At 59.6% G+C, this 12,090-nt stretch carries 18 protein-coding genes; 5 read left to right on the forward strand and 13 right to left on the reverse strand.

The window, feature by feature from the left end; all coding sequences use genetic code 11:
* From C9413_RS18160 to C9413_RS18170, 3 genes are all read right to left on the reverse strand, one after another.
* A partial coding sequence (locus C9413_RS18160) for an indole-3-glycerol phosphate synthase TrpC (protein ID WP_170250715.1) occupies positions 1-499 on the reverse strand: 499 nt, incomplete at its 3' end.
* A gap of 9 nt (positions 500-508) precedes the next feature.
* The gene (trpD, locus tag C9413_RS18165) at positions 509-1,525 is read right to left on the reverse strand and encodes an anthranilate phosphoribosyltransferase (protein ID WP_170250716.1); all 1,017 of its coding nucleotides are present in this window, start codon (positions 1,523-1,525) and stop codon (positions 509-511) included.
* Positions 1,526-1,537: 12 nt separating this feature from the next.
* Positions 1,538-3,430, reverse strand: a complete 1,893-nt coding sequence (locus C9413_RS18170; protein WP_039844925.1) for a peptidylprolyl isomerase — start codon at positions 3,428-3,430, stop codon at positions 1,538-1,540.
* Between the two features lie 218 nt (positions 3,431-3,648).
* On the opposite strand from C9413_RS18170, the gene C9413_RS18175 reads away from it, so the two are divergent.
* On the forward strand, positions 3,649-3,930 hold the full coding sequence (locus C9413_RS18175; protein ID WP_039844924.1) for a hypothetical protein: 282 nt from the start codon (positions 3,649-3,651) through the stop codon (positions 3,928-3,930).
* A gap of 65 nt (positions 3,931-3,995) precedes the next feature.
* On the opposite strand, the gene C9413_RS18180 is transcribed toward C9413_RS18175, so the two are convergent.
* From C9413_RS18180 to C9413_RS18190, 3 genes are all read right to left on the reverse strand, one after another.
* Positions 3,996-4,250 (reverse strand): GlsB/YeaQ/YmgE family stress response membrane protein, encoded by a 255-nt coding sequence (locus C9413_RS18180; RefSeq protein ID WP_039844923.1) that lies wholly within the window; start codon positions 4,248-4,250, stop codon positions 3,996-3,998.
* A 266-nt stretch (positions 4,251-4,516) separates the two neighbouring features.
* Positions 4,517-4,771 carry a hypothetical protein gene (locus C9413_RS18185; protein WP_039844922.1) on the reverse strand — a complete coding sequence of 85 codons (255 nt, stop codon included), beginning with the start codon at positions 4,769-4,771 and terminating at the stop codon, positions 4,517-4,519.
* On the reverse strand, positions 4,768-5,049 hold the full coding sequence (locus tag C9413_RS18190) for a hypothetical protein (protein ID WP_039844921.1): 282 nt from the start codon (positions 5,047-5,049) through the stop codon (positions 4,768-4,770). Before C9413_RS18190 ends, C9413_RS18185 begins: the two co-directional genes overlap by 4 nt.
* 728 nt (positions 5,050-5,777) lie before the next feature.
* On the opposite strand from C9413_RS18190, the gene C9413_RS18195 reads away from it, so the two are divergent.
* Complete coding sequence (locus C9413_RS18195) at positions 5,778-5,960, forward strand: hypothetical protein (RefSeq protein ID WP_039844920.1); 183 nt, start codon at positions 5,778-5,780, stop codon at positions 5,958-5,960.
* A 69-nt stretch (positions 5,961-6,029) separates the two neighbouring features.
* Here the strand turns inward: C9413_RS18195 and C9413_RS18200 are convergent, their stop codons facing one another.
* A complete protein-coding gene (locus C9413_RS18200; RefSeq protein ID WP_039844919.1) occupies positions 6,030-6,275 on the reverse strand; it encodes a DUF982 domain-containing protein in 246 nt (81 codons plus the stop codon).
* Between the two features lie 381 nt (positions 6,276-6,656).
* Here C9413_RS18200 and C9413_RS18205 point away from each other — a divergent pair, with 381 nt between their 5' ends.
* Entirely contained in the window at positions 6,657-6,944 is a 288-nt protein-coding gene (locus C9413_RS18205; protein ID WP_039844918.1) for a DUF1236 domain-containing protein, read from the forward strand.
* 103 nt (positions 6,945-7,047) lie between these two features.
* Here the strand turns inward: C9413_RS18205 and C9413_RS18210 are convergent, their stop codons facing one another.
* Positions 7,048-7,518 (reverse strand): cupin domain-containing protein, encoded by a 471-nt coding sequence (locus C9413_RS18210; RefSeq protein WP_039844917.1) that lies wholly within the window; start codon positions 7,516-7,518, stop codon positions 7,048-7,050.
* 144 nt (positions 7,519-7,662) lie between these two features.
* Here C9413_RS18210 and C9413_RS18215 point away from each other — a divergent pair, with 144 nt between their 5' ends.
* Positions 7,663-8,013 (forward strand): hypothetical protein, encoded by a 351-nt coding sequence (locus C9413_RS18215; RefSeq protein WP_052451521.1) that lies wholly within the window; start codon positions 7,663-7,665, stop codon positions 8,011-8,013.
* 180 nt (positions 8,014-8,193) lie between these two features.
* Here the strand turns inward: C9413_RS18215 and C9413_RS33505 are convergent, their stop codons facing one another.
* Positions 8,194-8,478 (reverse strand): hypothetical protein, encoded by a 285-nt coding sequence (locus C9413_RS33505; RefSeq protein ID WP_082046515.1) that lies wholly within the window; start codon positions 8,476-8,478, stop codon positions 8,194-8,196.
* A gap of 276 nt (positions 8,479-8,754) precedes the next feature.
* Here C9413_RS33505 and C9413_RS18220 point away from each other — a divergent pair, with 276 nt between their 5' ends.
* Positions 8,755-8,994, forward strand: a complete 240-nt coding sequence (locus C9413_RS18220; RefSeq protein ID WP_170250717.1) for a hypothetical protein — start codon at positions 8,755-8,757, stop codon at positions 8,992-8,994.
* Positions 8,995-9,177: 183 nt separating this feature from the next.
* Here C9413_RS18220 and C9413_RS18225 read toward each other — a convergent pair whose 3' ends face one another.
* The 4 genes from C9413_RS18225 to C9413_RS18240 form a co-directional block, all read right to left on the reverse strand.
* On the reverse strand, positions 9,178-10,143 hold the full coding sequence (locus C9413_RS18225) for an MBL fold metallo-hydrolase (RefSeq protein WP_170250718.1): 966 nt from the start codon (positions 10,141-10,143) through the stop codon (positions 9,178-9,180).
* Between the two features lie 83 nt (positions 10,144-10,226).
* Complete coding sequence (locus C9413_RS18230) at positions 10,227-11,051, reverse strand: alpha/beta hydrolase (RefSeq protein ID WP_039846761.1); 825 nt, start codon at positions 11,049-11,051, stop codon at positions 10,227-10,229.
* Between the two features lie 262 nt (positions 11,052-11,313).
* A complete protein-coding gene (locus C9413_RS18235) occupies positions 11,314-11,613 on the reverse strand; it encodes a tautomerase family protein (RefSeq protein WP_039844914.1) in 300 nt (99 codons plus the stop codon).
* 36 nt (positions 11,614-11,649) lie between these two features.
* A partial coding sequence (locus C9413_RS18240) for a zinc-binding dehydrogenase (protein ID WP_246703780.1) occupies positions 11,650-12,090 on the reverse strand: 441 nt, incomplete at its 5' end.

Below are 12,090 nucleotides of genomic sequence, written 5' to 3' on the forward strand. Positions count from 1 at the left end.
CGCCCATGTCGAGCGCAAAGGCTTCATCCTGCAGTCGTTCAGCCTCGTCATCGGAAAGCGAGGCCATGATCAGCAGAATGCAATCTGCGCCCCAGGCGCGTGCCTCGTGCACCTGGTAGGTCTCGAACATGAAATCCTTGCGCAGCGCTGGAAGGGCGCAGGCTTCGCGTGCAGCTGTCAGGAACTCCGGCGCGCCTTGAAAGCTTGGCGTGTCGGTCAAGACGGATAGGCACGCGGCACCGCCGGCTTCATAGGCTTTGGCGAGCGCAGGCGGGTCGAAATTCGGGCGGATGAGGCCCTTGGATGGGCTTGCCTTCTTGATCTCGGCGATCAGGCCGTAGTGTCCAGCATCGCGCTTGGCAACGAGAGCCTTGTGGAAACCGCGCGGCGCGGTTCGCCCTGCCTGCATCGCCTTCAGGTCGGCAAGCGAAACCTTCGCCTTGGCGGCGGCGATTTCCTCGCGCTTGTAGGCCTCGATCTTTCTGAGGATATCGGTCATCGGCCAATCCTAATCGATATCGTTCGAAACGGCGATCAGTTTATCGAGGGCTACGGCGGTCGCGCCGCTATCAAGCGATTCGGTGGCGAGCTTCATGCCGCTGGCGATCGTCTCCACCTTGCCCGCAATGACGAGCGAGGCTGCCGCGTTGGCAAGGGCGATATCGCGATAGGCGTTCTTCGCGCCGCTCAGCACTTCGCGAAGTGCAGCAGCATTGGCGACGCCATCGCCGCCCTTGATCGCCGCGAGTGCACAGGGCGAAACGCCGAAATCCGCCGGCGAAAGCTCGAAGGTGCGGATTTTGCCGTTTTCAAGCGCTGCTACACTGGTCTTGCCGGTGGTAGTGATCTCATCGAGGCCCTCGCCATGCACGACCCAGACGCTCTCCGAACCGAGGTCTCGCATGACCTCAGCGATCGGCACGACCCATTGCGGCGCAAAGACGCCGAGCAGCTGGCGGCGCACTCCGGCCGGGTTCGTCAGCGGCCCGAGCAGGTTGAAGATCGTGCGGGTGCCGAGCTCGACCCGGGACGGCCCGACATGGCGCATCGCGGAATGGTGTTGCTGAGCAAACATGAAGCCGACGCCGGCCTCATTGATGCAGCGCGTGATCACTTCAGGCGCAATCTCAAGCTTGACGCCCAGAGCTGCCAGGCTATCGGAAGCTCCAGATTTCGAACTCAATGCCCGGTTACCGTGCTTGGCGACCGGAACACCGGCGCCGGCAACGATCAGCGCCGCCAGCGTCGAGATATTGTAGGTGCCGCTGCCGTCACCGCCGGTGCCGACGATATCGATCGCATCGGCAGGCGCTTCCACCCGCAGCATCTTCGAGCGCATGGTCGTCGTAGCACCAACGATTTCATCGACCGTCTCGCCGCGGACGCGCAGCGCCATCAGGAAACCGCCGATCTGCGAGGGTGTCGCCTGACCGGACATCAGGATTTCGAAGGCCTCGCGGGCTTCGTCGCGGGTCAGCGGTTGGCGGCTCGCAGCCTTGGCCAGAAGCGGCTTCAGATCGGTCATGCGCTACAGCTCCTAGCGAACGGCTGCCTGATCGGCGAGCGTCTGGTTGATCGACGCACCGTAGTGCGTTTGCAGCAGGTTCACCATCTGGTCAAGAATGTCGTCGCCAGCAGCGTTCGCCATGGCAGTGATCTGCGCATCCTGATTGTTCAGCACATCACCCGTCGGCTCCGTGTTGACGCTGGTGACCTTCAGCAGGATCTGCGTGCCGGGATCGCCGCCAACGGCATTTGCAACGGTATCGGCCGGGCCTGTGAAGGCAGCGGCCACGCCGGCGCGGCCGAGAACGGCATCCTCGGTGCCGCGCGTGATTCCGCTCTTGCTTTCGACGGCAATTCCGAGCGGAGCTGCGATGTCGGCAAGCGTCTTGCCCTTCTGCGCTTCCTGCTTCAGCTCTCCGGCCTTCTTGGCAAGTTCGAGCTTCTGCTGTTCGGCGGTCCAATCCTGCACGGCCTTTTCGCGCACTTCGGCCAGCGGGCGGTCGCGCTCCGGCGTGATTTCGCGCACGTCGAACCAGACATAACCGTCATTGCCGAGTGACAGCGCAGGCGCCTGAATACCTGTTTCGGTCTTGAAGGCTTCACCGATCAACTGCGGCTTCGCGGGGATGTCCTTGACCTCGTTGCCGTCCTTGTCCAACCCGCTCGGATCGACGGCGTCGATCACGACGGCCTTCAGCTTCAGCTGTTCGGCAATCTGCTCAAGCGTCTGGCCGGAGCCGCGCAGATCCTCGATGCGATCGTGCACGTTGATTACCTCCTGCGACGCGTTGACGAGCGCCAACTGCTTGCGGATGTCTTCCTTCACCTCGTCGAAGTTCTTGACGCTTTCCGGCTTGATGTTGGAGACGCGGAGGATGACTGGGCCGAAGGAACCGTCGACGACCGGCGTCGTGCCGCCGTCCCTGGCGACTGCGAAAGCGACGTCGGCGATGGCCTGGTCCGGAACCTTGTCCTTGGTGAAATCGCCGAGCAGCACGTCGCTTGCCGTCTTGCCCTGGTCGGTCACGAGCTGGTCGAAGCTGGTGCCGCTCTTGAGCGCCGTTTCGGCAGCCGCCGCCAGATCCTTGCTGCCAAAGGTCAGCTGCTCGATCGTGCGCGTTTCCGGCGTGCGATAGCTGTCCTTACGCTTGTCGAAATCCTCGCGGATCTGATCGTCCGTGACGGTCGAGGCATCCGCAATGTCGGCAGGTTCGAGCTTCAGATAGGCGATCTTGCGATATTGCGGCGCGCGATAGCGGCTCTTGACGCCGTCGAACCACTTCGAAAGCAGATCCTCGGCCGGAGCCTTGATGGGCTCGATGTTCGCGTTCGTCAGCAGCAGGTAGTCGATGTCGCGGCTTTCCTGACGGTAGAGCTTCAGCGCGTCGACGAGCGTCTTTGGAGCGGTGAAGCCGTTCGACACCGCATCGACGATCTGGCTGCGTACAGCGACCTTGCTGCGCTCGCTGATATAGTCCGCCTCACGGATGCCGGCGTTGCGCAAGCGCGAAGTGAAGAGCGTGCGATCAAACTGGCCGTTGACTGCCTTGAAAGCTGGATCGTCAGCGATCAGCTGGGCTAGACGATCTTCGGAAAGGCCGAGATTCATGTCGGCGGCAAGCTGGTCGAGCGAGGCGCCGGCGACGAGCTGGGCGATCACCTGCTGCTCGACGCCGAAGGCCTTGGCCTGCTCGGGCGTCAGACGCATGCCGAACTGCTGGCTGAGGCTTGCGACCTGTCGCTGGTAGGCAAGGCGGAATTCGGTGGCGTCTACCTGCTGGTCACCGACGGTGACGACGGCCGTGCTGCTGCTGCCGGTGAGCAGCGAACTGGAGATGCCCCAAATACCGAATGAAGCGACCAGTAGAAGCATCAGGAGCTTGGCGACCCAGGTCCGGGCGGCTCTTCTCAGGAAATGGAACATCGAAACGCAAACCTCGCATTATATTCCGCCCTTTCACGGGCAAAGCTTTCGACGTTCCTTAGAACAAACGCGTAAGGAAATGAAGCGTCCGCGCGCGAAAACATAGCAGGTGCCGGCGAAGGTCCCGGAAGGCGACCACGTTCAAGAAATGAAGCGGTTCAGGGAACCTTTCGGCCCTCACGTCGTTGAAGCCGCATCCGCAAAAAGAGGAGCAGACAATGGCCGAACTCAAGACCGCCTCCGGACAAACGACGGGCGCACGCGTGAAGGCGGAAATCGCAGCAGACGATCTTTCGGCTCAAGTCACCGCATTGCGCGAAGATTTGGCACGGCTTTCCGAGAGCGTCGTTGCCTTGGGGCAGGGCGCAAAGACCGCCGTTGCCGACGAGGCTTCTGTCATGACCGAGCGTGTGCGCGAGAAAGTACGTGAGGAGCCGATCTTCGCACTCGCCGTAACCGCCGGCATTGCCTACGTCTTCGGCCTGATGAGCCGCCGCTGAAGCGACGCGGCAGCTAAAGTACACAAAAGCCGGGAGCTATAGTCCCGGCTTTTGCGCGATTGAAATCAGCGTCTCACAAGGCGTCCGAGCGCAATAAGAATGCAGGCGCCGACGAAACCGGTGATCAGGTATCCGAGCCAGCCGACGAGCGGTTGGATGTTCAGGACGCCGAGAATGAAATTTGCAACGATCGCGCCGACAATGCCGAGAACAATATTCATGAGCAGCCCCATATTGCTGTGCATGAATTTTTCCGCGAGCCAGCCGGCGATACCGCCGATGATGATCGCCGCAATCCAACCTACGCCTTCGCCTTCCATGGTGATCTCCCTCCTAGAGAAGCAACAAAATGAACGCAAAACCTGCAGAAACTTTCCTTGCCGGATCTGGGTAGCAGCAGTGTTACCGGCATGTGATATGGACAAGCTATCAACAAAACAAACAGGCCGGGGAGGGCAGGAACAGTAAAACCCGGCGGCATTCTAGAACTCTGGTTGCGCTACGCAGCCCTGTGATTCTGGAGGATAGATCATTCGCTTTGTGGGGCAAGCTAAATATTAACAGGCGGTTAACTGCCAAGTTTGAATTAGAAAGGCTGCCTCTGATACGGACCACTGGACAACGTCACCGCGATAAGCGTGGGCTGCGCGCCGCGATCGGCTTCGATCCAGATTTTCTCTGAACACTGATTCTCGGTGTCGTTGCGATTATATATCTGTTCTCCCAGCTTCGGCTCTACAACCAGGGCTATATAGGATTGGAGGGCTTTACGGGCGCCGGAAAAATCCAGCGCCAGTTCCTTGCGACGCTCCAGCAAGGCAAAGAGCTCGACGTCTTTCACATATTCAATGCCTGACGCCTGATTTTCATCCGGCTGTCAGGACGACAGAGAAGCGGTAAGTCCTCGTCGAATACTCGCAGCCGCCGCTTTCGACTCTCACATCGATATTCGGGGTGAGCGCTATGCTCTCCGACCTTCTTGTCGCGCTTGAAGCTGCCATTCTTCAGCACAGATTGCGGATAATCCAGTGTGCGGCCATTGTCCGGCCGGTAGTTGCCGGCGGCCGCAGGCAGTGAAACGAGGAAAATCACCGGCAGAGCGGCAAGCCGGTTGAGCACGAGATATCCGGAAGGCAGCTGAAGCTTGGAAAATACAAGCAGATTGCACGCGGCATGGGCGGAAAAGCAATCAGGCCCTCAAGAAATCCTGTTTCAGGAAAGTTGTCGCTTCCTTGTCCGTTTACCGGAAGGTGAAGCTGCGCCAGTTCGACAGGCGGGCTTTCGCGAGCACGGTTTGTGCCTCTCGCACAATAAAGAAAGCGCCGAAGATCGCTGCGATCGTGATGAAATCCCAAAACATAGGCGCGCTCCGTTGCTGGAAAGAAAGAGCGGGTCGAAGCTTGCGCCCCCGCCGACGCTACGACCCGCTCCAAATCCGAGCGCCCGCCAGGCGCTCTAGGACATACAACCCTTATAGGGCGTCAATGAGTCCGGATATCGTAAGATATAGGGATGCGGGCGGCGCGGCAAAGCAGATCGACGTTCTGCTGTCTGGTCAAACCCAGAGCAGGGACTGCCCGCCAGGGGCGTGCCTTTTGGTTGGACAATACCGATGGTCAAGATGAGTACTATGTGTGCGCCGAAAGCCCTCTGGCTCCGGATGTCGCGGAGATCGGTATTGCGAAAGAGGTTCAGCAATGGTTCGGAAACGTTTGACGACATGGCGACGTTCGTGGTGTCCGTAGCAGGTGGGCCTGGCGGAGAAGCAAGCCATCGTCGCGACCGCTGACGCCTTCATACGCAACCTCCTGAAGCCGGCCCTTTCTGTCGGAGATCGGGTCCAGTGAATGACCTATCCGGTGGATATTCGCGGCGACTGGCGTGGCGGGCAGCCGCGCTGTTCGGTCATGCTGGAGCCGCGAACCGTAGCGGCGCTGATATCGTCGCCTATGGCGGGCGGCGGAAATGTCGCCCCGGAGGCGATTGGCGCGCCTCTGCAGCTGTTCGTCCAATTGGGCGCCATCCCCTGAAACTAAATGGATCCACCAGCGATACGCGGAACCGCACGCCGGAGCCTGTGAGAGCAGGCGGCTAATAATTTAGTTGGCCCTCAGAATACCAGATTCCGCTGCTGCTGCGATGAAAGCTGCCTGAGGATCTATGTCCGGCTTTTTGCCCTCGAGGGCTCGCAGACAGGCCTTCCGAGCTGCCGCATATGCGGGGCCTTTTTGACCGGACCAGGACGTCAACAGAAACTCAACAGCCTCTCTCGTATTTTTTACGGTGCGGAAATGATCGTCGCAGTCGATCAACTCGATGCTGCGTTCCCAGATGTCCGAGCTCATGTAATGCAATCTCCGTTGGCGATCATTTCAACGAATAGCCATGAAGTCTGTTCCGAGAAAAAGTGTACAGGGCGCTTATGACGGCAACGGGGACGCGGCATGATCTCAGTGAGATAGCTAAAACGGGGAATACCCGCCTACCAACGGTGATGACCGCGACGAAGGGCAGCCATGCTCCTTGGGCGGAGTAACGTGGAAATAGCCCATGCCTTCACCGTCTCGCACGTTCAGCGGATGGTGCCGCCGGCTAATGCTTCCGACAATACCAGAGCGTGACCGCACTGTTCTCCTCAAACCATGGTAGCTCCACTCCATGCAGCAGGGGAACTATATCTTAGCCGTCAGCGTTCTACCGGCACACTGAAAATCCTGGAGGATAACATGAAGAAAGTGGTCATCTCTGCCGTATCGCTGTTTCTGTTGCTCGGGGGCGCGGCGGTCGCGCAGACAGCGACGGTCACCGTTCCCGGCGAGGTCAGAACCTATGTTCTTGAGCAGCAATCGCCATCGGTTACGTTTGATGGTGATGTTGCGATCGGTACGGCGCTTCCTGACACGGTCGAGATCCACACGATCCCTGATCAGCCCGATTACGGTTATGTGATCGTCAACGAAAAGCGCGTGCTGGTCAATCCGAAGACCCGCGCGGTGATCGAGGTCGTCGAATAATTTGAAAGCACTGCGGGCCCCCCCGGGCCCGCTATTCCTTCACATCAATCCACTGTCCACGTCAAAGACTAGTCCGCTGTTGAGACATCAATGCAGCGGCTGGCTATTGCGACTTCTGAGGATCGTCCGCCGGGTTGACATACTTGATGGCCCATGGGCCAGTAGTCGTAATTTGGATCACCGTCGGTTCGTCGAAGCGAGCGAAATGCGCCATGCCCGGCGGCAACGCGATGAAACTGCCTGCAGGCAGTGCCTTCGCAGCGCCTGGATCGGCGGTTTCGCCCATCCCGAGATTGATAGCCCCTGATACGACTGTGACCACTTCATGCACGGGATGCGTGTGCGGCGCGATCGCATAGCCCGACGGCACTTTGAGCCGGAGGGCAAACAAACCTTCCTTGGTGGGATCGCCGAACAGAACCGCCGCCTCTGCTCCAGCGGGAAGCACCTTGGGGGCCGGCCCCCACTTGACTTCATCGGGAGTGACCATTGTGTGCCCACCCTCTGCCGCAGCAAAGGAGGCCATCCCGCATAATCCGATCAAGCCGGCTGCGAATATCGATGCAACTCTCATGACAAACCTCCCTGTTTCGCCGGGCCTTTACCTCGGCTGAGCGCAGGGGCAGGCTCGCGGAACGTAGATAGTACGTCCACGGACCACGTCTAAGCAAGCTCTCCTCCAAAGGACTTTTTAAGAATTGCCTGATGAACAGAGGGGATGACAAGAGCTCCTCAGAAGCCGAAAAAGTCTCTCCTTGCCAAAGACGTCGCAAGTGTCCGTACCAGAGCCACAAAACCGCGCGATCCGACCCAGCCGAACCGTTCCCTCGATCCCATGCCGAACCACATCGACCTATGCCGGACGCTTTTCAAGCATCAAGCCGCCGAGGTGCGAGCAGCGGTTTACGAAATCAACTGGGGCGGGCATGATTGGACGCATTGCTTTCGGGCGATCGAGCAGGCCGCCAAGCAGCTCGGCGTGGCGTGGGTTCTCGATGGCGAGGCAGTCGTGCTCGACGAGCAGGGCGGTCCGATTTCAGACTGCTGCAGCAATCGCTCGGCTCCATAGCCTTCGATCTCCTTTATGAGATGGGCGCGATCCGCGTCAGCTCGAACTTCTTCGCGGCGCGATATGCTCAAGGAATGGTCACCGATCGAGAGGGCGAAAAAGGCCGGGCGAAACTCGCAACGACCTTTCTCGATCCATCACAATAGCAACGGTCTTGCAGGCGTAGCCTAGAGCCAGGCTCTACTGCTGCGCCGGAGCCGCAGGAGGAGAAGCGGGCGCCGGGGTTACATTGTTATTAGTCGGCGCAGTCGGCGTTGCCGGTGCTGGAGCAGGCTGCGTGGAGGGCGTCGTCGAAGATGTCGAGATCGGATCGGTGTCGGGCGAGCCGCCCCACTCGAACCATACAACGCCAGCTACCAGAACCACCGCGATAATGGCCACCCATGCGCCCCACGAAGAGCGACTGCGGACCGGAGTAGTGCGTGGGTCTGATCTGCGATCAGGGAATTCCGGGTCGTGAGTCATGGCAGTTTTCTCCATCTGTGATGGAAGAGAAATGAGAGAACTTGTTTTTTGTTCCGAGAACACGTCCTTCGCGAGCGGCGCCGAGGCCGTCGGCAAGCGCTGTTGATGCTGCAATTAGCGGCCCCGGTTTGCCTTCAGCGGCTCAACCGCTGGACGCCGCTCGTTGTCCGACTAGCACTGTTCTACAATTTCTAGCACTTGCTCAAAACGGAAGGACAAATTTAAGTTTCGCGCATCAATGTATATATCGCTTAGCTAATACATAGGGTAAATTAAATGTTTGTTGTGTCGTTATTTGAGGGTGAGGATGAGCGTAACTTCCTTGCGACCGGTCTGACATTCCAAGGCGAGCATGTGTTCATTGATGCTGCCGGGGTAAAGCATCAATTTAGACGTGCCGATATTTTTGAAATCCTTCCGGTCTATGACACCAAAGCGTGCCGTGATTTGCCGACGCGTTGGTGCGGTTGGCCTCAGCCTTGCCAAGTGCTGCCTGAAACGGCAACCCGGCAATAACGCCCTCAGCTTCATCGCCCGCGTTGATTTTATCGACGCCGCCGGGCGTATCTCAGAACAAGCCGCGCCTCGAATATGCGATCTCCGAAACCGTGCGATTTATCGAAGTGCTTGCGTCCGCGTCCGCTGTCTTGGGCGTCGAACATGGTCTTCTCCGGAGTTCTGGTGGACGATCAGGCCGTGCTAGACGCCCGCGTAAACCAGCCGCGTAAAAAAGTCGGGATCGATGACGAAATTGCCCCACTTGGCGTCGAAGGCGGCCGTCGGCTTGGCAGCGACGGCCTCGTCCCGCGAGCGTCCTTGTCGCTTGAGCGCCGCTACGTTCTCGCGGATGGCCACCAGCATGTCGCGGAATTCCTGTAGCTCAGCGCGGTTGCTCACCGGATTCCCATGGCCCGGAATGATGATCGTCTTGTCGGTCGACGCGGCCAGGTTCGCATCCGACGCTCCGATCATTCCGTCGATGCTTCCGCCCGTTGAGTAGTCGATAAACGGATATATTCCATTCCAGTAGGTATCGCCGACATGGATGACGTTTGCCTCGCCGAACATCACCGAGATGTCGCCGTCGGTATGCGCCGGACCATAATATTTCATGGCGAGCGACTGGCCGTTCAGCTTGAGGGAATTCTCCTTGGAGAAGACGTGTTTGGGCACTCCGCTCCGTTCCAGCGGAACGAAGTTGTAATCCCAGTCTTCGACCCGTTGCACCTGCGACAGGTATTTGCGGGTGTTCTCGTGCGCGATGATTTTAGCTCCAACCGCGCCGAGCCAGGCGTTTCCGTCCGCGTGATCGAAATGCCAATGGGTGTTGATGAGATGGGTCACGGGTTCAGGGGAGAGTGCGGAGAGCGCCTCCGTCATCTGGAGACGCGCCACGCTGATCCCAGCATCGACCATGACGAGACCGTCCTTGCCGCCCAAGACCGCGACGTTGCCGCCGGAGCCTTCGAGGATGGTGATGTCGTTTCTTAGCTTGTGGGTGGCGATCACGGACTTGGCGGCGCTGTCCTTGATGAGGCTCACCAGGCCGCGCGCCTCAGCGTAGGCCTCGCGGGGGCTCATCCAGCCCGCTGTGGCGGCGAAACTCGCCACGCCCATGCAGCAAAGGCAAAATCCGCGGCGGGAGAGCATGTGGTCGGACTTCATGACATACCTTTCCGCAGCCGGTCTCTGGCTGTCGAATTTGACTTGAGAAGAATGAAGGCAGGCCCTTCGACCTGCCCGGGAGGTCACGCTTTGATGAAAGCCAGCAGATCCGCATTGATCACGTCGGCGTGGGTCGTGAACATTCCATGCGGGTAGCCGCCGTAGACCTTGAGTTTCCCGTTCTTGAGTAGCTTGATGGAGAGTTCGGCGGAGTCCGCGATCGGCACCACCTGGTCGTCGCTGCCATGCATCACCAGGACCGGAACGTCGATGACCTGGAGGTCTTCGGTGAAATCCGTCTCCGAAAAGACTTTGATGCACTCGTAGTGCGCGTTCGCCCCGCCCATCATCCCCTGACGCCACCAATTGCGGATCGTGCCTTCGGAGATGGCCGCGCCGGGGCGGTTGAAGCCGTAGAACGGGCCGCTCGCGATATCGAGATAGAGCTGCGCCCGGTTGGCCGCCAGAGCCGCGCGGTAACCGTCAAAGACTTCGATGGGAAGTCCGCCGGGGTTCTTCGCCGACTTGACCATCAAGGGCGGAATGGCTGAGATGAGCACCGCTTTGGCGACCCGGCCTTTGCCGTGCCGGGCGACGTATCTGGTCACCTCGCCGCCGCCCGTCGAATGGCCGATATGGATCGCATCCCGGAGGTCGAGCGCCTCGACGAGCGCGGCGACGTCGGCCGCGTAGGTGTTCATGTCGTTGCCGCCCGAAGTTTGGCTGGAGCGGCCGTGGCCCCTTCGGTCGTGGGCGATGACCCGGAAACCCTTGCCGAGGAAGAACAGCATCTGGTTGTCCCAGTCGTCGCTGCTCAGCGGCCACCCGTGGTGGAACACGATCGGCTGCCCGGTTCCCCAGTCCTTGTAGAAAATCTGCGCGCCGTCTTTGGTTTTGATGCTGTTCATGATCTCACTCCCATCTTCAATGGTTGCATCAGTTGAGTTCGACGATGCATCGGCGGCCCAAGCCTCCATAGGCAACGCCGTGGCGAGGGCCGCGGATGCGGTGCCAATCAGGACTTCCCGTCTCGTCGCCGTGGGTATTGGCATGGCTGTGCTCGTATTCATGTCTCTTCACTCTGTCGGGCGGACACGGCTCAACGACCAACCTCCGGAGGTTGGGTTCCGGAGGCGCTCTTTGGTCGCCGTGTGCGAAATTGCGAAGTGGTCAGCCCAAAACTGGCGCTGCCGCGGCCCACTCTTTCCGGGTGGTGGGCGCGCCGTCGATCACTTCGACGATGTCCTTGGATTTCGAAAGCGTCGTCATCAATGACTTTGGCCCCTCGAACGGCCTGCCGCCGATGTGCCAGCCGTCCGTATGAAGTTCCTCGATAAGGACCCAGACCACCTCGCGAAAGGCCTCAGAGCCTTCGAACTTGACGATGACGTCGGTCAGGGCCTTGGCCATCGCGTGTTTCTCTTCCGGCGTGAATACGCCGTCGACCAGTTTGACATTGACGAATGGCATGATGCGTTTCCTTTAGCTAGGGATTGGACATACGCTCTAGTCGCCGACGTCGATGACAATCTTTCCGTTGGCAGTGCGGTTGTCGATTTCGGCATAGGCTTTTGCGATTGTCTCGAAACTGAAGCGGCGCGGATCGAGGAGAGGGGTGATCTTCCCGGCTTCGGCAAGGCGTTTGGCTTCGCGCAGGATCGTTCCATGATGGGCGCGGCCTTCCCCGGTCAAGATCGGCAGGAGCGTGAAGACGCCCGAGTAGCTTGCGGCCCGGAAGGACAAGGGACCGAGCGAGTGAGTGCCCCAACCGAGGCAACTGACGACGTGGCCGAAGCGGCTCACTGCGTTGAACGCGGCGTCGATCCCGGCCCCGCCCACGGTGTCGTAGACGACGTCGAAGCCGCGCGCGCCCGTGTGTTCTTTCACGCACCTGTCTCTTATATACCACCCCGCGCCCACGCGACGCCTGAGCATCCAGTATGACGC

Source organism: Rhizobium sp. SEMIA 4085, from assembly GCF_013004495.1.
GTDB classification, from domain to species: domain Bacteria; phylum Pseudomonadota; class Alphaproteobacteria; order Rhizobiales; family Rhizobiaceae; genus Rhizobium; species Rhizobium gallicum.